Annotated in this window: 19 protein-coding genes; 10 read left to right on the top strand and 9 right to left on the bottom strand. The window is 61.5% G+C overall.

The window, feature by feature from the left end; all coding sequences use genetic code 11:
• Positions 1-36: 36 nt before the first annotated feature.
• From ACM6IM_RS21115 to zur, 4 genes are read right to left on the bottom strand one after another with little or no spacing between them, the layout of a single operon-like run.
• Positions 37-753, bottom strand: coding sequence for a PA5502 family lipoprotein (locus ACM6IM_RS21115; RefSeq protein WP_414866220.1), 717 nt, complete (start codon positions 751-753; stop codon positions 37-39).
• Positions 754-790: 37 nt separating this feature from the next.
• On the bottom strand, positions 791-1579 hold the full coding sequence (gene znuB / locus ACM6IM_RS21120) for a zinc ABC transporter permease subunit ZnuB (RefSeq protein ID WP_414866221.1): 789 nt from the start codon (positions 1577-1579) through the stop codon (positions 791-793).
• Complete coding sequence (znuC, locus tag ACM6IM_RS21125; protein WP_414866222.1) at positions 1572-2357, bottom strand: zinc ABC transporter ATP-binding protein ZnuC; 786 nt, start codon at positions 2355-2357, stop codon at positions 1572-1574. The genes znuB and znuC overlap by 8 nt, the downstream gene beginning before the upstream one ends.
• Positions 2357-2839 carry a zinc uptake transcriptional repressor Zur gene (zur, locus tag ACM6IM_RS21130; RefSeq protein WP_414866223.1) on the bottom strand — a complete coding sequence of 161 codons (483 nt, stop codon included), beginning with the start codon at positions 2837-2839 and terminating at the stop codon, positions 2357-2359. Before zur ends, znuC begins: the two co-directional genes overlap by 1 nt.
• A gap of 66 nt (positions 2840-2905) precedes the next feature.
• Between zur and ACM6IM_RS21135 the strand changes: the two genes are divergently transcribed.
• The gene (locus ACM6IM_RS21135; protein ID WP_201191200.1) at positions 2906-3826 is read left to right on the top strand and encodes a metal ABC transporter solute-binding protein, Zn/Mn family; all 921 of its coding nucleotides are present in this window, start codon (positions 2906-2908) and stop codon (positions 3824-3826) included.
• A gap of 100 nt (positions 3827-3926) precedes the next feature.
• Here the strand turns inward: ACM6IM_RS21135 and ACM6IM_RS21140 are convergent, their stop codons facing one another.
• Positions 3927-4877 (bottom strand): homoserine kinase, encoded by a 951-nt coding sequence (locus ACM6IM_RS21140; RefSeq protein ID WP_414866224.1) that lies wholly within the window; start codon positions 4875-4877, stop codon positions 3927-3929.
• Positions 4878-4934: 57 nt separating this feature from the next.
• Complete coding sequence (locus ACM6IM_RS21145) at positions 4935-5225, bottom strand: DUF2782 domain-containing protein (RefSeq protein ID WP_371049871.1); 291 nt, start codon at positions 5223-5225, stop codon at positions 4935-4937.
• A 74-nt stretch (positions 5226-5299) separates the two neighbouring features.
• On the opposite strand from ACM6IM_RS21145, the gene polA reads away from it, so the two are divergent.
• On the top strand, positions 5300-8071 hold the full coding sequence (gene polA / locus ACM6IM_RS21150) for a DNA polymerase I (protein ID WP_414866225.1): 2772 nt from the start codon (positions 5300-5302) through the stop codon (positions 8069-8071).
• Between the two features lie 361 nt (positions 8072-8432).
• Here polA and yihA read toward each other — a convergent pair whose 3' ends face one another.
• Positions 8433-9077, bottom strand: a complete 645-nt coding sequence (yihA, locus tag ACM6IM_RS21155) for a ribosome biogenesis GTP-binding protein YihA/YsxC (RefSeq protein WP_414866226.1) — start codon at positions 9075-9077, stop codon at positions 8433-8435.
• Positions 9078-9268: 191 nt separating this feature from the next.
• Here yihA and ACM6IM_RS21160 point away from each other — a divergent pair, with 191 nt between their 5' ends.
• The 7 genes from ACM6IM_RS21160 (at position 9269) to ACM6IM_RS21190 (ending at position 16618) form a co-directional block, all read left to right on the top strand.
• Positions 9269-9559 (top strand): c-type cytochrome, encoded by a 291-nt coding sequence (locus tag ACM6IM_RS21160; RefSeq protein WP_192307304.1) that lies wholly within the window; start codon positions 9269-9271, stop codon positions 9557-9559.
• Positions 9560-9605: 46 nt separating this feature from the next.
• Complete coding sequence (locus ACM6IM_RS21165; RefSeq protein ID WP_192307303.1) at positions 9606-10217, top strand: c-type cytochrome; 612 nt, start codon at positions 9606-9608, stop codon at positions 10215-10217.
• 200 nt (positions 10218-10417) lie between these two features.
• Positions 10418-11059 (top strand): thiol:disulfide interchange protein DsbA/DsbL, encoded by a 642-nt coding sequence (locus ACM6IM_RS21170; RefSeq protein ID WP_192307302.1) that lies wholly within the window; start codon positions 10418-10420, stop codon positions 11057-11059.
• A gap of 14 nt (positions 11060-11073) precedes the next feature.
• Entirely contained in the window at positions 11074-11952 is an 879-nt protein-coding gene (locus tag ACM6IM_RS21175; RefSeq protein WP_414866227.1) for an endonuclease/exonuclease/phosphatase family protein, read from the top strand.
• Complete coding sequence (locus ACM6IM_RS21180; protein WP_414866228.1) at positions 11949-14042, top strand: diguanylate cyclase; 2094 nt, start codon at positions 11949-11951, stop codon at positions 14040-14042. The genes ACM6IM_RS21175 and ACM6IM_RS21180 overlap by 4 nt, the downstream gene beginning before the upstream one ends.
• A 103-nt stretch (positions 14043-14145) precedes the next feature.
• Positions 14146-14928: an N-acetylmuramoyl-L-alanine amidase gene (locus ACM6IM_RS21185; protein ID WP_414866229.1), complete on the top strand. Its 783-nt coding sequence runs from the start codon at positions 14146-14148 to the stop codon at positions 14926-14928.
• A gap of 76 nt (positions 14929-15004) precedes the next feature.
• Positions 15005-16618, top strand: coding sequence for an EAL domain-containing protein (locus tag ACM6IM_RS21190; RefSeq protein ID WP_414866230.1), 1614 nt, complete (start codon positions 15005-15007; stop codon positions 16616-16618).
• Between the two features lie 6 nt (positions 16619-16624).
• Here the strand turns inward: ACM6IM_RS21190 and ACM6IM_RS21195 are convergent, their stop codons facing one another.
• Together ACM6IM_RS21195 and algB are read right to left on the bottom strand one after the other, a co-directional pair.
• Positions 16625-18412, bottom strand: coding sequence for a KinB sensor domain-containing domain (locus tag ACM6IM_RS21195; protein WP_414866231.1), 1788 nt, complete (start codon positions 18410-18412; stop codon positions 16625-16627).
• Between the two features lie 10 nt (positions 18413-18422).
• Positions 18423-19769, bottom strand: a complete 1347-nt coding sequence (gene algB / locus ACM6IM_RS21200; protein WP_201191218.1) for a sigma-54-dependent response regulator transcription factor AlgB — start codon at positions 19767-19769, stop codon at positions 18423-18425.
• A gap of 435 nt (positions 19770-20204) precedes the next feature.
• Here algB and ACM6IM_RS21205 point away from each other — a divergent pair, with 435 nt between their 5' ends.
• Positions 20205-20492 (top strand): hypothetical protein, encoded by a 288-nt coding sequence (locus ACM6IM_RS21205; protein WP_192307295.1) that lies wholly within the window; start codon positions 20205-20207, stop codon positions 20490-20492.
• Positions 20493-20525: the final 33 nt, after the last annotated feature.

Consider the following 20525-nt stretch of genomic DNA (forward strand, 5'->3'; position numbering starts at 1 on the left):
TGATCCCTGTGGGAGCGAGCCTGCTCGCGATTGCTGTTAAGGCTTACGCGGACTCAGAACGATCTGCGCCGGAACACTGCGCAGAATCTGCTTGTGCAGGTTCAGGTCAAAATTCGCATTCAGTTTGTTCACCCGCTTGGTCAACAAGGTTGCCAGCCACGGATAGTCGTCGGTGCGTGGCACCTGAATGCTCACATCACATTGATAATTCACCGTATCGGCGGCGATGGCGTCCAGTTGCCGGCGCAGTTTGCTCATATCGGTCAGGTTCAGCGCGACAGTGGTACTTTCGGCCGTCGGGTCGATCACTTTCGCCGCCGGCTTGGCTTCAGCGGCCTTGAGCGCCGCTTCGGCTTTATCCAGCTCGGCCTTGCGCGCATTGACTATGGCGTTGTTGACCCCGCCGGTCAACGCCGGTGCCTTGGGCATCAGCACCCGTGCGCGGCTCAGGGCGGTGGCGGCGGCATTCACATCGCCTTTCTGCAGCACGATCTGGCTACGGCGCAAGTAGGCTTCGGCCAATTGCCGCTGGTACTGCTCAAGGGATTGATCGTTGGGTGATTCGGCCTGCAAGGCTGCCAACTGGCCTTCGGCGGTGGCCAGTTCGCTGCTGGCAAGGCTTTGCTCAAGCTGTGCGATGGCCGCAGCTCGTGCATCAGTGGCCTCTGTGGCCGCCGGCGGCGTGCTTTGGCATGCACCCAGTAGCAGCGAAAACGCGACAAGGAGCAGATAACGGGAGGCGAACGGCTTCATTCCTGCGACTCTCTATTTGCGCAAAAAACGAGCAAGTCTACACCCCTCGACGGGGCAGGACAAAACTCAGCAGAAACAGTGCGGCGGCCGTCACCACGATTGACGGGCCCGCCGGGGTGTCCTTGAACCAGGACAACGCCAGCCCGCCACACACCGCGAGCATGCCCAGCAGGCTCGCACCCAGCGCCATCTGCTCCGGTGACCGGGCGTGACGTTGTGCCGCAGCCGCGGGAATGATCAGCAGTGACGTAATCAGCAACACACCGACGATTTTCATCGCCACGGCAATCACCACGGCGATCAGCAACATCAGGGTCATGCGCAGCGCCGGCACCGGCAAACCTTCCACGCGCGCCAGTTCTTCATGCACCGTGATCGCCAGCAAGGGCCGCCACAGCGTCACCAGCAACACCAGCACCGCTGCACTGCCGCCGAGAATCCACGCCAGGTCGGTGGGACTGATCGCCAGCAGGTCGCCGAACAGATACGCCATCAGGTCGATCCGCACTTCGTGCATGAAGCTTAGTACGACCAGGCCGAGTGAGAGCGTGCTCGGTGCGAGAATTCCCAACAGTGTGTCCGACGCCAATGGCTGGCGCTGTTGCAGCGTCACCAGCAACACCGCCAACAGCAGGCAGCCGACGGTCACCGCCACCGTCGGGCTGATATCCAGCAGGAAGCCCAGCGCCACGCCGAGCAACGCTGCGTGGGACAGGGTATCGCCGAAATAAGCCATGCGCCGCCAGACCACGAAAGAGCCCAACGGCCCTGCCACCAGCGCCAGAGCCAGACCTGCAAGCAGGGCATAGAGCAGAAAATCAGCCATGCTTGCAGCCATCTCCGTGAACGTGGGGTTGGACCGTCGAGGACGCGGTGACGACCGAGCCATGCAAGTCGTGGGCGTGGTCGTGATGGTGGTGGTAAATCGCCAGGCTCGGGGCGTTCTTGCCGAACAGCTCGACGAACGCCGGATCGCCACTGACCTGCTCGGGGTGCCCGGAACAGCAGACGTGACGGTTGAGGCACACCACCTGATCAGTGGTGCTCATGACCAGGTGCAAATCATGGGACACCATCAACACGCCGCAGCCGTGGCGGTCGCGCAGACGGGTAATCAGGCTGTACAGCTCAGCCTGGCCCGCGACGTCGACGCCCTGTACCGGCTCGTCGAGCACCAGCAATTCGGGTTCGCGCAGCAGCGCCCGGGCCAGCAGCACCCGCTGCATTTCGCCGCCGGAAACGCTTTGCACCGGGCTGTCGATCACCTGCTCGGCGCCGACTTCCTTGAGTGCCGCCAAGGCGCGAGGGCGATCCACTCCGGGCACCAGGCGCAAAAAACGCAGCACCGATAATGGCAGAGTGGGGTCGACATGCAGCTTTTGCGGCATGTACCCGACCCGCAGCTTCGGCTTGCGCCAGACGCTGCCGGTGTCGGGCTTCAACAAGCCGAGCACGGCCCGCACCAGCGTGGTCTTGCCCGCACCGTTGGGGCCGATCAGGGTCACGATCTGCCCCGGCTCGACGCTCAGTTCGATGTTATCCAGCACCTTTTGCCCGGCGAAGGTGACGGCCACCTGCTCGAGGCGGATCAGCGCGTTGCTCATCAAGCCCCCTGGCAACCCGAGCACAGGCCGACGACTTCAACCGTCTGGCCTTCGACGACGAAACCGACATCCCTGGCGCTGCCGACGATCGCGTCGCTGATGGATTTCTGTTCAAGCTCAATGGCGGCATGGCATTGGCGGCAAATGAGGAATTGCCCCTGGTGCGCATGCTCCGGGTGATTGCAGCCGACGAAAGCGTTAAGCGATGAGATGCGGTGCACCAGGCCGTTTTCCAGCAGGAAATCCAGCGCGCGATACACGGTCGGGGGCGCGGCGCGGCGGCCGTCCTGGTCACTGAGCACCGCCAGGATGTCGTAGGCACCCAATGGCTTGTGGCTTTGCCATACCAGTTCCAGCACTCGTCGGCGCAGCGCAGTCAGGCGCAAGCCTTGACGCGCACACAGGGCATCGGCCTCAGACAGGGCGCTGTGAACGCAATGAGAGTGGTCGTGGGGACGGCTGGCAATCGGTGTGATAGGCATGAGCGGCGACGAGTTTTGTGAGAGACGTTATTATGTTACCCGTTCTTACCTCCTTGAGTGGTCATCGTGTCCCGACTTTTTTCCATCTTTGTCGCATTCGTCGCAAGTTTCCTGCTCATCGGCTCGGCCCAGGCCGACGTCAAAGTCCTCACCAGCATCAAGCCGCTGCAGCTGATTGCCGCTGCGGTGCAGGACGGCGTGGCGATCCCCGAGGTGCTGCTGCCGCCCGGCGCTTCACCGCATAATTACGCACTGCGCCCATCCGACGTACGGAAGGTGCAATCCGTGGACCTGGTTTACTGGATCGGTCCGGACATGGAAGGTTTCCTGCCTCGCGTGTTGAAGGGGCGTACGTTGCCGAGCGTCGCCGTGCAGGATCTGCCGGGGCTGAAACTGCGCCGTTTTGCCGAGGACAGCCACTCCCACGCCGAAGAAGCCGACGAGCATGACCACGACCACCGCCCGGGCAGCCTGGATGCCCACCTGTGGTTATCGCCTGTGAATGCCCGGGTGATTGCGACAAAAATGGCCGCTGACTTGAGTGCAGCCGATCCGGACAATGCGCCGCGCTACCAGAGCAATCTCAAGGCGTTCGATGAGCGTCTGGATGCGCTGGACCTGCGCCTGAAGGCGCGCCTGGCGGGCATCGCCGGCAAACCGTATTTCGTTTTTCATGAAGCGTTCGACTACTTCGAAGACGCCTACGGCCTGAAGCACACCGGCGTTTTCAGTGTCGCCGCTGAAGTGCAGCCCGGTGCCCAGCACGTCGCAGCCATGCGCACTCGCCTGCAGGAAGTCGGCAAGACCTGCGTGTTCAGCGAGCCACCGTTGCGCCCGCGCCTGGCGGAGACCCTGGTGGCCGGGTTACCGGTGAAGCTGGCGGAGCTGGATGCGCTGGGCGGCTACACCCCGGCCACGGCCCAAGGCTATGAGCAGGTGCTGGAGAAATTGGGGAATGACCTGGCGGGGTGCCTGGAGTCGCTTTGATCAAAAATTGAGGTGACCTTATCGCGAGCAGGCTCGCTCCCACAGGGGATTTCATTCGCACTAAAGATCCAATGTGGGAGCGAGCCTGCTCGCGATGCTTTTAGAGGGCAAAAGGCAGTGGCGTACTGACCTTCTGCCGCTGCGCCAATCGCAACTGGAATTCCATCGGATCGTGAATCAGCACGTCCTGCCCGGCGAATGACTGCGCCGCAATCAAGCGCGATAACCAGAACCGCACGCACGCCACGCGCAGCATGGTCGGCCACAGCTCGGCTTCGGCAGCGGTGAACGGCCGCAGCGCTGCATACGCGCCGAGCAACGCACGGGCCCGTGGCCCATCGATCAGGCCGGCGTCATCCGAACACCAGTCGTTCAGCGCAATCGCCACGTCATAGAGCATCGGCCCCGAGCACGCGTTGTAGAAGTCGATCAAACCGGTCAGGTGCGTGCCTTCGAACATCGCGTTGTCACGGAACAGGTCGGCGTGGATGTTGGCGCGTGGCAGCGCCAGGATTTTCTCTTTCTGCCGGGTGATTTCATCCAGCGCCCGCTCCAGCAGGTCTTTCTGCCCGGCATCGAGGTGCGAAAGAAACTGCGCGCCCTCTTCCAGCATCCAGTCCAGGCCTCGATCGGTCTTGCGCTTGATCATGTTGGCCTGCGTCGCCAGGTGCAGATGGCCGAGCAACTCGCCCACCTGGGCGCAATGCTGGGCGTTGGCCTGCTTGATGTGCTTGCCGGCCAGGCGCGGTTGCAGCAGCGCAGGCTTGCCGGCCAGTTCGCGCAAGGCGACGCCGTCGGTGGTGCGCAACGCGTAAGGCACCGGCAGGTTGGCCTCATGCAGCACATCCAGCAGCTCGATGAAGAACGGCATCTCCTGCACCGGCCCCCGCTCGACCAGGGTCAGGACGAATTCGCCCTGTTCCAGGCTGATGAAGAAGTTGGTGTTTTCGCTACCGGCGGCAATCCCCTGGAAATCGAGCAGGCGGCCGAGCCCGTAAGGGGCGAGAAAGGTTTCCAGCTCGGGCCGAGCCAGCGGGGTGAACACAGACATGTTTTAACTGCCAGTACGGGCGCCGCCAGGGAGCGGGCGCCAATTGAAATTAAGAAATTACTTCCATTCGAAAATCTTCCACGCCGGAATCAGCATATCCGGCTGATCCGAGCGGATGAAGTTACCGTCCGATCCATCGGCGCGCACCAGAAAGTACGGCTTGCCGCCCCTCGGCGTCACCTGGATGGCGTACAGGAAACCATTCTGGCGGTATTCCTTGATCGTGTTATCGCCTTCGGTACGGATGGTCACATCCGGTTCCGGCGATGGCGCATCATCCGCGGCCATCACGGCCAGCGGTGCAATTGCAAACAAGCCAGCCAGCAACAGGCGATTTAGTGTACGCATGATAACCTTGTCCCTTTGTCGTCAACGGTCCCGCTATTCTAGCGCCGGACCCGCCGAAAAGGTTGATCCTGCTCATGAGCCAAGCCCCCCTCGTCCTGGTGGACGGTTCTTCTTATCTGTACCGGGCCTTCCACGCCCTGCCACCGCTGACCACCTCCAAAGGCCTGCCGACCGGAGCGGTCAAAGGCGTGTTGAACATGCTCAAGAGTCTGCGCAAGCAGTACCCGGACAGCCCCTTCGCCGTGGTGTTCGACGCCAAGGGCGGGACATTTCGCGATGAAATGTACGCCGAGTACAAGGCCAACCGCCCCAGCATGCCCGACGACATGCGGGTACAGATCCAGCCGCTGCACGACAGCGTCAAGGCGCTGGGTTTTCCATTGCTGTGCGTCGACGGCGTCGAGGCCGATGACGTGATCGGCACCCTGGCCCGCAGCAGCGCGGCGGCCGACCGCCCGGTGATCATCTCCACCGGCGACAAGGACATGGCGCAATTGGTCGACGGCCACATTACCTTGGTCAACACCATGACCGGTAGCGCACTGGACGTGGAAGGCGTGAAGGAGAAATTCGGCGTCGCTCCCGAGCAGATAATCGATTACCTGGCGCTGATGGGCGACTCTTCCGACAACATCCCGGGCGTTCCGGGCATCGGTCCGAAGACCGCTTCCGGCCTGCTGGTGGGGGTGAACGGCGGTCTGACCGAGCTGTACGCGCAGTTGGACATCGTCCCGACCCTGCCGATCCGTGGTGCGAAAACGCTGCCGGCCAAGCTCGAAGAGCACAAGGAGATGGCGTTTCTCTCCTATCAACTGGCGACGATCAAGATCGACGTGCCGCTGGACATCGGCCTCGACGATCTGCAGATGGGACCGCCTGATCACGACGCACTCGCCGAGCTCTATACCTTGCTGGAGTTCAAGAGCTGGTTCGAAGAGAACCAGCGCGATGCCAAGCGCTCCGGCCAGGAAGTGTCCGTGCCCGTGGTCGAAGAAGCGGCCGGCGAGACCGAACGCCAATACACCACGATCCTGACCCAGGCCGATTTCGACCTGTGGCTGAAGAAGCTCAACGACGCCAGCCTGTTTGCCTTCGATACCGAAACCACCGGCCTGGATGCGCAGCAGGCACAACTGGTCGGCCTCTCGTTCGCGGTCAAGGCCAACGAAGCGGCCTACATCCCGCTGACCCATTCCTACATGGGCGTGCCGGATCAGCTGGATCGTGACACCGTGCTGCGCGCACTGAAACCGATCCTGGAAGACCCGAACAAACTCAAGGTCGGCCAGCACGCGAAGTACGACATGAACATCCTGGCCAACTGCGCCATCGGCGGCGACCAGAACGACGGCATCCATGTGCAGGGCATCGCCTTCGACACCATGCTCGAGTCCTATGTGCTGGACTCCACTGCCACCCGTCACGACATGGACAGCCTGGCGCTGAAGTACCTGAACCACACCACCATCGGCTTCCAGGACATCGCCGGCAAGGGCGCCAAACAGCTGACCTTCGACCAGATCGCCCTGGAACTGGCCGGGCCCTACGCCGCCGAAGACGCTGACATCACGTTGCGCTTGCATCAGACCCTGCAGGAAAAGCTCAACGCCATTCCAAGCCTGGGCAAAGTGCTGAGCGACATCGAAATGCCGCTGGTGCCGGTGCTCGCGCGGATCGAACGCCAGGGCGCGCTGGTCGATGCCAACCTGCTGGGGATCCAGAGCGTCGAGCTGGGCGAGAAAATGGTCGCGCTGGAGCGTGAAGCGTTCGCCATCGCCGGCGAGGAGTTCAACCTCGGCTCGCCGAAGCAACTGGGCGTCATCCTGTACGAAAAGCTGGGTCTGCCGATCCTCAGCAAAACCGCCAAGGGCCAGGCCTCGACGGCCGAAGCGGTGCTGGCGGAACTCGCCGAGCAGGATTACCCGCTGCCCAAGGTGCTGATGCAATACCGCTCGATGAGCAAACTGAAAAGCACCTACACCGATCGCCTGCCGGAACAGATCAACCCGCGCACCGGGCGGATCCACACCTCCTACCACCAGGCCGTCGCGGCGACCGGGCGCTTGTCGTCCAGTGATCCCAACCTGCAGAACATTCCGATCCGCACGGCCGAAGGCCGTCGGATTCGTCAGGCGTTCGTTGCTCCCAAAGGCTACAAACTGCTGGCGGCGGACTACTCGCAAATCGAACTGCGGATCATGGCGCACCTGGCCAGGGACGAAGGTTTGTTGCACGCCTTCCGCAATGACCTGGACGTGCACAAGGCCACCGCCGCCGAAGTGTTCGGCGTCGACCTGGCACAGGTCACCACCGATCAGCGGCGCAGCGCCAAGGCGATCAACTTTGGCTTGATCTACGGCATGAGTGCGTTTGGCCTGGCCAAGCAGATTGGCGTCGACCGCAAGCAGTCCCAGGCTTATATCGACCGCTATTTTGCGCGTTACCCGGGCGTGCTCGAGTACATGGAGCGCACCCGTGCCCAGGCGGCCGAACAAGGCTTCGTCGAAACCATCTTCGGCCGGCGCCTGTACCTGCCGGACATCAATGCGAAAAACCCGGCCCTGCGCAAAGGCGCCGAACGCACCGCGATCAACGCCCCGATGCAAGGCACCGCGGCGGACATCATCAAGAAAGCCATGGTGGCTGTGGATAACTGGCTGACGAACTCGGGCCTGGACGCCAAGGTCATCCTGCAGGTGCACGATGAACTGGTGCTGGAGGTACGCGAGGACCTGGTCGATCAGGTGCGCGAGGAAATCCGCCAGCACATGAGCAACGCCGCGAAGCTGGATGTGCCGCTGCTGGTGGAGGTTGGCGTGGGCAATAACTGGGATGAGGCCCACTGAGCCTGGTGCAGGAGCGGGATCGCTCGCGAAGGTGCGTCAGTGACGGTCATGTCGACCGACACATCTTCGCGAGCCGGCCCACTCCGCAAGGAAGCTCTTCTGCCGCGGCATAGTGTCGCGGCCGTTCGAGAAACCACTTATTTCGGAAATCGAACCGGCTTATTTCAAATGGTTTTTGAACGCCCGGAACTAAACCCGTGAAACACGACTCAGAGTAACTGAATGGCTGGTGAAGCCGTTCATTGCTCCTATGTTGTGTTAAGTGTTGGCAGATATCTGGACCCCGCCCTAGCGGTCCGGAACTTGAACCCCGGAACTTCCCCCTCCCCATAAGAAGTCCGGGGTTTTTTTTGCCTGCGATTTACTGCTCGGCGAGTTCCGTACCCTTGTCCGCCAGCTCCAGCCAGCCGGCCAGTACAGTGTAGGCCTCTTCCAGCCCCATGCGCTTGGGCGCCGAAAACAGCTGGATGGTGATCGCCTCGCCCCAGCCTTTGCGAATCTCGGACTGGACCTTGAGCAACACGTTTTTCGCCGCGCCGTAGGTCAGCTTGTCCGCCTTGGTCAGCAGAATGTGCATCGGCATGCCGCTGGCCACGGCCCAGTCGAGCATGAGCAGGTCGAAGTCGGTCATTGGATGACGGATGTCCATCATCAGAATCAGACCTTTCAAACTTTCGCGCCCACCCAGATACGCTTCCAGGTGGCGCTGCCAGTGCTGCTTCAGCGGGATGGGCACTTTTGCATATCCATAGCCGGGCAAGTCGACCAGACGACGATCATCGTCTAGCTTGAAAAAGTTGAGGAGTTGCGTGCGACCCGGGGTCTTCGAAGTCCGCGCCAGGCTGGCATGCGTCAGGGTGTTCAACGCGCTGGATTTACCGGCATTGGAACGCCCGGCGAAGGCCACTTCAAAGCCTTCGTCGTCGGGACATTGGTCGACTTTGGCAGCGCTTAGCATGAAGGTGGACTGTTGGCACAGGCCGAGGATGGGGTTCTTGAGTTGCATGGGATTTCCGATGTGGGCGGCGCCGGGAATGGACGCGGCAAGCGGTGTCGTTTCCGTTTCAGTAGCGCCAGTATATAATGCCGCAGATTTTGTGTGCGCTTTGTCCCAGCGTAGGATGAAGTTCACGAGAGCGATTGACCTTGATTGCGCATTAGAACGCAGAACGCTCTCAACCCTGAAAAGGTCGTTTTATGACGAAATGGCTGCTAGCTGCCGGTGTCTTGATTCCGCTTTACAGCGCTCAGGCTACACAGGATCCGGAAGCTGTGTACAACCGTGTTTGTGGTGCCTGTCATTCCGGCCAACTTCCCTTGGCGCCCCGAAAAGGCGATCGGGAGGCTTGGACGCCGAGGTTGGCGAAAGGTATGGAGACGCTGGTGCAACACGTGACCCAGGGTTTCAAGGCGATGCCGCCGCGTGGTTTGTGCATGGACTGCAGTGCCGAGGATTACCGAACCGTCATCCAGTGGATGAGCGAGTGATCCCGGTCCATAACTCTTTAACCCTTAGCCGTAGTTGGATTAGCTGATGAACAAATTGATCGTGAGTCTGCTGTTGACCGTGGGGATCTCCGGCATAGCCCATGCTGCAGGTGACGCAACAGCGGGTCAGGCGAAAGCCGCCGTATGTGGCGCCTGTCATGGCCCGGATGGCAATAGCATGGCGCCTAACTTTCCGAAACTGGCAGGTCAGGGCGAACGTTATCTGAACAAGCAGCTGCACGACATCAAGTCCGGCAAACGCACGGTACTGGAAATGACCGGGCTGCTGACCAACCTGAGCGATCAGGACCTGGCCGATATCGCCGCCTACTTCGCCAGCCAGAAAGGCAGCGTTGGCGCCGCCGATCCGAAGATCGTGGCTCGCGGTGAAGCACTGTTCCGCGGTGGCGACCTGGCCAAGGGCCTGCCAGCCTGCACGGGCTGCCACGCCCCCAACGGCGCGGGCAACGCGGCGGCCGGCTTCCCGCACCTGGGCGGCCAGCACGCTCAGTACGTGACCAAGCAGCTGACCGATTTCCGCAAGGAAGAAGGTGGTCGCACCAACGACGGCGACGCCAAACCCATGCAAAGCATCGCCAAGCGCATGAGCGACGAAGACATCGCTGCGGTGTCCAGCTACATTCAAGGCCTGCACTAAGAGCGGCGGATCGGGCGGCGCACAGGCGATACACCTCCTGTCACGTTAACGCTCCATTAATCTGTCGCGGCAAGTATAAAAAGGGTGGCTCAGGCCGCCCTTTTTTGTGGCCGCTGCCGTTACACTACAGAACTCAAGCCCGCCATGACCTGTCTGAAAACAGGTCGCGCGAGGCGACCCCATTTGTCCAGGAGTAAAGCATGCGTAATCTGATCATCAGCGCCGCATTCGTCGCTGCCAGCCTGTTCGGCATGACTGCACAAGCCGCCGAAACACCTACCGCCCCCTACGTCGAACTGGCCAACCCGGTGGCGGTTGCCGTGCCTGGCAAAATCGAAGTGGTGGAGCTGTTCTGGTACGGCTGCCCGCATTGCTACGCCTTTGAGCCGGTGATCAATCCCTGGGTCGAAAAACTGCCTTCCGACGTCAACTTCGTGCGTATCCCGGCCATGTTCGGCGGCCCATGGGATGCACACGGCCAGATGTTCCTGACCCTGGAAGCCATGGGCGTCGAGCACAAGGTCCACGCTGCGGTGTTCAATGCGATCCAGAAAGAGCACAAGAAGCTCGTCGACAAGAACGAAATGGCCGACTTCCTGGCCACCCAGGGCGTCGACAAGGACAAGTTCCTGGCGACCTTCGACTCCTTCGCCATCAAGGGCAAGATCGTCCAGGCCCGTGAACTGGCCAAAAAATATGAAATCACCGGCGTTCCAACCATGATCGTCAACGGCAAGTATCGCTTTGACATCGGCTCTGCCGGCGGCGCCGAAAACGCCCTGAAGCTGGCCGACCAACTGGTCGACAAAGAGCGAGCGGCTAACAAGGCTGCCTCCAACTAAGCGCGGCGACTGCCATGCGCCGCTGGGGTACTGAACGCGTCGTTGGCCTGCACGATCCGCAGATCAACGATCATCACCTGGAATCGACGGGCCTGCCCCCGGACAGCCGTCTGCGCCTGCTCAGCTTCAACATCCAGGTGGGCATCAGCACTGAGCGCTATCGGCATTACCTGACCCGAGGCTGGCAACATCTGTTGCCGCACACCGGGCGCGCCGACAACCTGCAGAAAATCGGAAATCTGCTCGGCGACTTCGACCTGGTCGCCCTGCAGGAAGCCGATGGCGGCAGCCTGAGGTCCGGCTACGTCAATCAAGTGGAGCACCTGGCCCAGCTCGGGGCCTTCCCCTACTGGTATCAGCAACTCAATCGCAACCTGGGGCGTTTCGCCCAGCACAGCAATGGCGTGCTCAGCCGCCTGCGGCCGTGGGCCATCGAAGACCACCCACTTCCCGGCCCCAAGGGTCGCGGAGCCATTCTGGTGCGCTTCGGCGAAGGTCCGGAGGCCCTGGTGGTGGTGATGATGCACCTGGCGCTCGGCGCCCGCACCCGCAGCCTGCAACTGGCCTACATCCGCGAGTTGATTGGCGACTACAAGCATCAGGTGCTGATGGGTGACATGAATACCCACGCCAGTGACCTGCTGCAAAACTCCCCGTTGCGTGACCTTGGCCTGCTGGCGCCGCAACTGGAAGCGACCTTTCCCAGCTGGCGCCCGCAGCGCTGCCTGGACCATATTCTGCTGAGCCCGACCCTGACCCTTGAAAAAGTCGAAGTGCTGGCTCATCCCATTTCCGATCACCTGCCGGTCGCGGTAGAGATTCGTCTGCCGGGTTCGCTCACGGCCGATGCATTGCCCGCGTTGAGTCCTGCCCTTCGCGGAACCGATGAATGAGCGACGAAACACAGCGCTGGAAAGAGAAATACCTCAAGAGCATCGAACAACAGGAAAAGCTCGAGCGCCGCTGGGACGCCCGCCTCGATCTCCTGCGGCGGGGACTGGTGCGCAGCACCCTGGCGGCCGAGGGCACTGACCGCGCCGTCGACCAGTGCATGAAGGAAATGCGCGACGTCATCCGCAGCAATGAAATGGATGCGGGCCTGGCGGCGTTGCTGCCTCGACTGGAAAAAGCCGTGCTCGACTCCGAGCAGCGTCGCGAAACCCGGGTCAACCAGACCAGCGCCGCGCTGAACGCGCTGGTGACCCAGCTGCAAACCTTGCCGTTGCCACGGGACGTCAGCCGACCGCTGAAGAACTTCGCCAAACACCTTGACGCACGCGTCAGCCAGGCACGCGAGATCCCGCTGCTGCTCAGCGAACTGAGCGGGCTGCAGGGCAAGGCCTTGAGCCAGCTGGAGCAGCCTGTGGAACCGGGCCGGCCAGGCTTGTTGCAGCGTCTGTTCGGCCACCGGGAGAGCGAGGAAGCCCCCCAGCAGACCGCGCCGGCGGTTTCGGCGGCACCCGTTCAGACCGCGCAGCCTGACGAGAACATTGAAGAGGCGACTGACACCCCAGCTGCCGCGCGTTCACAGGCGCCTGTCGAAGCCCTACAGGAGGCTGAACCGCCTCCCGTGGCGTCGCCACTCGAACAACCTGGAGAGACGGCCCCACAGGCAGTCGAGGAAGTGCCTGCAATGCCGGCATCCGAGACGGTCGTGGCCTATGTTCCGCCGGTTCATGAGCCTGCGCCTGCTGCTGCGCCAGTTCCCGAGGCCCCGCAGGCTCTACAACCGCAAGCGCAAGCGCAGCCCCCGGAACCGTTGGCCGTCGCGCCGGCTACCCAGGCGCCACGGCAGGACAACCCGGACGAACTGACCCCGGAGGTCTTTCTCGACCGCCTGCCCCTGCCCCCGGCCATGGCCCAGGCATTGGCCGCTATCGATCCGGAGCAACCCGAGCAGGATATTCTCTACGCGCTGCCTGACTCGCCGGAACCGTCCTACAGTTCCGTCGCCAGGCACATCGAGGACACCCTGCTGGGTCTACTGGACGATCTGTCTTTGCCCGAGCGTCATCGCCCGCAAGCCGAAGCCATGCGAGATCGCCTGCAAAACGGTCTGAATTGGTACGAATTGCTGCCGATCCTCGACGATCTTGCAACGCTGATGCTGGCGATCAACGACAGCGGCCAGCATGAGTTCGAAGTCTATCTGCAACAGCTCAATGAGCGCCTGGAGTCATTCCAGAGCAACCTCAAGGCTGCCAGTGATGGCCACGCCGACAACCAGTCTGCGGCGCGCGAAATGGACACACAGATCCGCGAGCAGGTCGACGGCCTGCAGACCAGTGTGCAGGACGCGGCAGACCTCGAAGATCTCAAGCACGTGCTGGAGAATCATCTCGAAGGCTTGCTGGGAACCATGGACCAGCACCGCAAGCAGCGCGACGAACGCGAGCAGGAAGTGGCGGCTCGCCTCAAAGGCCTGGCCGAACGCGTGGCGCATATGGAGCAGGAGGCCCTGGGCTACCGCGAGCACCTTGAGGAGCAGCGCCAGAAAGCCTTGATCGACCCGCTGACCACCCTGCCCAACCGGGCTGCCTGGAGCGAACGGCTGGATCATGAAATCAGCCAGTGGCAGCAACATGGCAACACCTTGTTGCTGGCGATACTCGACCTGGATCATTTCAAGCGCATCAACGATGAATATGGTCACCTGGCGGGGGACAAGGTGCTGAAAATCATCGCCAGCGTATTGCGCAAACGCCTGCGCGGCACGGACTTCATTGCCAGGTTCGGGGGTGAGGAATTCGTCATGCTGATGCCCGGTACGGTTCCAGCCGTTGGCGCAAAGCTGCTGGAGAAACTGCGCGCATCGATCGAGGCCTGCCCGTTTCACTTCAAGGGTGAGCCGGTCACCATCACCGTTTCCATGGGCATGACCGCATTCAGACCCGGCGAACATAGCGATCTGGTGCTTAAAAGAGCCGATCAGGCGCTCTACCGGGCCAAACACGCGGGCCGCAACCGGATCGAACTGGGCTGACAGGCCATTTGTCCCATTTTGTTGAAATGGGCCCGGTTGGCGGTCACGGCGCAAGACAGTACGTTACACTGTTGCATTACTGTCTTGCGCGTTGCCTCTTGCCATGAAATTTCTTGCTCTCATCGTGTCGTTGATCCTGTTGGCCGGGTGCACCAGTGGCCCCCGGTTCGACACCAGCCACCCTTCCGCCAATCACGACAGCCGCATTCAGTTCGTGGTGGTGCATTACACCTCTGCGTCCCTGGAACGTTCACTTCAACTGCTGACCCACGGCGAAGTCAGCAGCCATTACCTGATCGGCGACGACAAGGACGCAACCATCTACAAGTTGATGGATGAAAGCCTGCGGGCATGGCATGCGGGCGAAAGCGAGTGGCAGGGCCGCACGTGGCTCAACTCCAGCTCCATCGGCATCGAGATCGTCAACCCCGGATTCAAGGAGATGCCGGATGGCAAGCGCCTCTGGTATCCCTACAGCGAAGCCCAGGTGCAGTCGCTGATCGTTCTGCTCAAGGACATCAGCCAACGTTACGCCATCAACCCACGCAGCATCATTGGCCATAGCGACATCGCGCCATTGCGCAAACTCGACCCCGGCCCCCTGTTTCCCTGGAAACGCCTGGCGGCCGAAGGTCTGGGCGTCTGGCCGAACGAGCAGGCGGTGGCGCGCCAGCAAGCGCAATTCGACGCACAACTGCCGAGCATCAGTTGGTTCCAGGGTCAGTTGGCTCGCCTGGGCTATGCCACGCCACAAACCGGCGAGCTGGATGTCGCGACCCATCATGTGATCGCTGCCTTCCAGATGCATTTCCGTCCGTCACGCTTCGACGGCCTGCCCGACGCGCAAACGGCGGCGCTTCTCCAGGTGCTGAATCAGACAAAATAATGACGCCCGCCCGACGGTCAGCGCTTTTTCTCAATCAGCAGCTATAACTCATTGGTAATTCTTCGGATATACCAATATGCCTGCTGTTCGAGAGACGCTACGTAGCTGGTTTTATCGCCCCTGGTTATTGGCGACGCTGGCTGCTGTCCTGAGCACAATATTACTGATGACGGGCAGCATGTTCGTGGCGCTGAATCAGATCGAGCAGAACGAAAGCCTTGAAATGAACGCGCAGGGCGAGCGCTTTCTGGCGCGCCTGGAGCAACTGTTCGGGCAATTGCGCGAAAGCCTGGATGACCTTGAAGCCCAGCCGCTGCGCATGTGCAGCGACGAAATGATCGCTACCCTGCAACAGGTCACGTTCAACTACCGTTTCGTCTACGAAGCTGCGTTCATGGACGGTTCGCGGCTCTGCTCCAACCGTCCGCGCCAGGAAGGCCCGTCGATGGTGCGTCCCCCGGACATCAAGGACCCGGCCTACAGCTATTGGCTGAACACCTCCACCGAACCCGATGAAAACCGCGCGGCGCTGATGCTCGGGCGTGGCAACTTTCGCGTCGCAACGTCCCGCGGGCACCTGACCGACATGGTCGACCTGTCGCCGGGCAGCAGCCTTCTGGTGGTGCTGGATCACGGCAAGCGAGCCATTCCGGTCCTGGGCACGGCGCAGGCCTGGCCTCCCACCGAAGCCTGGCCACCGGACAGTCGCGATGCCCTGCAAGTGACCCAGACCCGTCTCATTTATCGCATGCCCACCGACAGCCCCGAATACCAATGGGTGCTGATCACCCCGCGCACCGGCCGGCATGTACCCACCGCGTGGTGGTGGCTGGGGCCGGCCAGCCTGATAGCCGGGCTGTTTGTGGGGTTCATGGTGTTTCTGCTGGTGCGCCAGCGCCAGTCGCTGGATGCCGAGCTCGCCGGCGCCATACGACGCGGGGAGTTGCAGGTGTTGTATCAACCCATCTTCAACCTCGACAACCGCCACTGCGTCGGCGCCGAAGCGTTGCTGCGCTGGCGCCGGCCCGACGGCACCCTGACCAGCCCCGACCTGTTCATTCCCATGGCCGAGAACACCGGGCAGATCCGCCAGATGACCGATTTCGTCCTGCAACGCCTGCTTGAGCAACTGGGCCATTTGCTGCGGGCCAATCCGCAGCTGTATATCTCGGTCAATCTGGCGGCCTGCGATGTGATGGTGCCGCGCATCGGCCAGGTCATGGCGCGGCTGTTGACCCTGCACCGCGTGGCAGCCAGGCAGATCGCCTTTGAAGTCACCGAGCGCGGCCTGATCGATGTGGAGGTGGCCCGGGGCAATCTCCAGGCGTTGCGCGATGTCGGGCACCAGGTGCTGATCGACGACTTTGGCACCGGTTATTGCAGCCTTGCGTACCTGCAGACCCTGCCGGTGGACTGCCTGAAAATCGACAAGGCGTTCATCGATGCGCTGGGGCATGACGCGGCCAGCAGCGGCGTGGCGCCACACATCATCCACATGGCCCAGGCTCTGCAGCTCAAGGTGATTGCCGAGGGCATCGAACATGAAGCCCAGGCCGCTTTCCTGAGCAGTGAAGGGGTGAAGTTCGGTCAGGGCTGGTTGTTCGCCCATGCACTGAGCGCCGTCCAGTTCATCGAATTGATTACCCGCGGTCGACGATTGGCCGCCCGGCGCATCGACGACGAAGCCTGAAGCGCCTCATACCGTCAGCGCCATATAGAACTGTGTGCCCTGCCCCGGCCGCGAATAAACCCCCATCCGCCCACCGTGCAACTGCACGATCTCCTTGCACAGCGCCAGGCCAAGCCCTGCGCCCCCTTTCTTGCGCCCGACCTGCACGAACGGCTCGAAAATCCGCCCCTGCTGGCCATAGGCGATGCCTTCGCCATTGTCTTCGACGCTGATGATCACTCGCTCGGCATGCCGTCGAGCCTGCAGGCGGATCTGGCCGTCGACCCCGGTGTGGCGCAAGGCGTTGTCGATCAGGTTGTCCAACACCCGGTCCAGCTGCGACTGGTCGGCCTGCAACCAGGGCAACGGCCCCTGCAGTTCCACCTGCAGGTCGATACCCTTCGCTTGCGCCGCGTCGGCAAACCGCGAGCGGGCCTGCTCCAGAAGGTCCTCGATGGAACACGGTGCCAACGTGAGTTTCTGCAGGCCGTTCTGATAACGGGAGAAATTCAACAGATCGTTGATCAGCTGCATCAGACGCTGCATTTCTTCGTTTACGGTGTCCAGCAGATCCGCTTCCCGCGAGTCCGCAGGGAAATGTGCACGTTCGCGAAACAGCCCGAACGCCATGTGCATCCCGGTCACCGGCGTGCGCAATTCATGGGATGCCCGCAAGACAAATTCGCTGCGCACCCGCTCGAAGGCGCGCTGCTCCGTGACGTCATGCAGCACCATCACAGCGCCCAGGATATGCCCCTGGGTATGACTGACCGGCGTCAGGCTGTACGTCAGCACACGCGACTCGCCATCGACCTCGATACTCAAATCCTCAGGCACCCGCTCCAGCATGCCGCCGCGCAGCACCAGTTGCAGTTGCTGGTCCAGCTCCGGGCGGCCGAGCGCCGCGCCGAGACCTTTGCCCAGGCACTCGAGATCCCAACCCAACTGACGCTGTGCCACGGGGTTGAGGTGTTCGAGATGGCCATCGCGATCGATCATCAACAGGCCGTCGTCGATACTGTCGAGCACCGCCTGCAACCGTTGCTGACCGGCAAGCAGCTCGTCGACATTGGTAGCCTGGTGCTGACGCAGTGCCTCGGCCATGAGGCCGAAGCGCTTGGTCAGTAGATTGATCTCGACCGCCGAGGTCACGGGCAGCGTCACCTCGAAGTTGCCTTGGCCAATATTGTCGGCGGCCTTGGCCAGGGCTTCGATGGGCGCACCGAAACGCCGGGCGATGGCCTGCGCGGTGACGAAGCCGATGATCAACACCGCCAGGCCCACCAGACCGATCAGCCCGGCAATCAACAGCGCCCGCTCCCGGGCATGGCGCTGCATGTCATTGATGTTCTCCAGCGCGTGCTTGTGCTCGGTGATCAGCCCGTTGCGCAGCACGTTGAATTTTCCGGTGAGGTCTTCGTTGCCACTCAATACATGGGATGGATCGCTCGACCGACCCAAGGCCTGGAGAAAATCCAGGTAATCGTTCTTGGCCTGCTGGAAACCATACTGGCGCCCTCCACCCTGATCATGGGCGATGCCCTCCTCCAGCAGTTGAAAATAGCGCTGCTTGGACGCTTCGAATGCCACGGGGTCGGGCTTGTCGCCCATCAGTAGAATCAGCTGGTCGCCCAGGGTCTGACGCAATTTCAGGCCCAGGTCCAGGGTGACAAAGTTGTCCCGCACCAACGCTTCCTGGGTTCCAGCCATCTGCATCACGCTGACCAGCCCGAGCAACAGACCCAGCAGCGCGACGGTGATCAGTGCGGAAATACTCAGGAACAGCCGAGTACGCAACTTCATCGCCAGTTTCATCGACACTTACTCACAGGTTGTACTGCTTGCGCTTGCGGTACAGCGTCGATGCATCGATTCCCAGCGTCCTGGCGGCCTGGTCCAAGGTACCGGCGGTGGCGAGCACAGCGCCGATGTGGGCCTTCTCCAGTTCATCCAGGCTCAGTGCAGCGCCAATGCGCGGCGCGTTGTTGACCGGGGTCTCGGCCATGCCCAGGTGACTGATCTCGACACGCTCCTGCGGGCAGATGATGCTCGCCCGCTCCACCACGTTACGCAGCTCCCGGATGTTCCCCGGCCAGCGATAGCTCAGCAACGCTTCACGGGCCTCGTCACTGAAACCTCGTGCCGGACGCGCATACTCCTTGACGAAGCGCGCCAGGAAACGATCTGCCAGGTTCAGAATGTCCTCCCGGCGCTCACGCAACGGAGGCAGGTGCAAGGTGATGACGTTCAGGCGATACAGCAAGTCCTCACGGAAACGCCCATCACGCACCATGTCCTCAAGGTTGAGGTTGGTGGCCGCCAGAATGCGCACATCGGCGCGACGCGTGACCGGATCACCGACCCGCTCATATTCCTTGTCCTGGATAAAACGCAGCAACTTGGGTTGCAACGTCAGGGGAAAATCGCCGATCTCATCAAGAAACAGCGTCCCGCCGTCGGCCTGATTGACACGCCCCAGGGTGCTTTCGCTGGCACCGGTAAAGGCGCCACGGCTGTGTCCGAAGAGTTCGCTTTCCATCAATTCGGCCGTCAGTGACGGACAGTTGATGGTGACGCAGGATTTCTTCGCCCGTTTGCTCCACCCGTGAATGGCCTGGGACAGTTCACCCTTGCCGGTGCCGGACTCGCCAAGAATCAGAATGTTGGCATCGGTGCTGGCCACCTGGCGGGCCGTCTCGAGCACCACTTTCATGGCCGGGCTGTGGGAATCCAGGCCATCCTTGGGTTTGCGGACTTCACCCTCCAGCGCTTCGAGGCGCGCCGACAGCTGCCGCACTTCCAGTTGCTTGGCGGTCGCCAGGCGCAGCTGATCGGGGCTGCACGGTTTGACCAGGTAGTCCGCAGCGCCCGCCTGAATCGCGTCGACTGCGGTGTCCACGGCCGAGTGCGCCGTGACGATCACCACCCGCATCCACGGGGCCTGGATGCGCATTTGCGCCAGCACATCGAGGCCGTTGTCCTCACCGAGGCGCAGGTCGAGGAAACACAGGTCAAATACCTGGCGTTGCAGCAACGCGTCAGCCTGCGCCGCGCTATTGGCAGTGGCGACGCTGTAGCCCTCGTCTTCGAGGCAATACCGGAACGTTCGCAGGATGGCGGACTCGTCGTCCACCAGCAGAATGCGGCCCTGATGCTCGGTGGCAGATTCCATTTTCCTACGCTCCTTAAAGAATGATCTTGGTTAGTCCCAGAAAAATCGGGCAAGTTGCATGGTTGATTCTGGCCGATTCCGGCCACAACGGAGTAACTATCTACTCACGCCAAGGCTAATCGCCTGATTCTGTTGTTTTTTTATCGTCTAGCTGAATTTCAGGCTGATCCGCCTTCCTTTCAGACATCGGCGTCCTCTGCGCAATTCAAAAAAAACGAGAAAGCTCCTACGAAATTATCGTGCATTTCGCACGACCCTCAATAGGTCATCGTGCAGGATGCGTCCGACCCTCGGTTTTTATCATTTTTAACTCATTGATTTAATTGAATTTTTTCATTCAAAAAAAGTGGCATGCCGACTGCAATAGTCGTTGTATCCGGGGCAAACCGAACGCCCCCCAAATAACAATCACCACCGTGTGGGAGGAGCTTCAGGATGAATCGCCAACGTGCCGCCCAATTGCGTATCTCGCCACTGCATATCCAGCAGGGCCTGTTCGCGGTCCTGGCGCTGCTGATCACCCTGATCGGCGGCCAGCAGTTCCAGCGCTGGACGCAGAGCCAGCAGCCAGAAGCGCCACGCGTGTCGTTTCAGTATCCGGTCCAGACCCACTTCAGCGCCGTGCACAGCACCCCTGCCGACAGCGCTCCCATGCGCATGATGGACGTCGATCAGGCTCAGCCTCTGGATGAGATGCCACCGCAGGAGCGCTGGGTGTTCTGACAAACGAACTTGGCGCACCTCTGCGCCGAAAAC

The sequence above is a fragment of the Pseudomonas sp. IT-P12 genome (genome assembly GCF_949767465.1).
Classification (GTDB): Bacteria; Pseudomonadota; Gammaproteobacteria; order Pseudomonadales; family Pseudomonadaceae; genus Aquipseudomonas.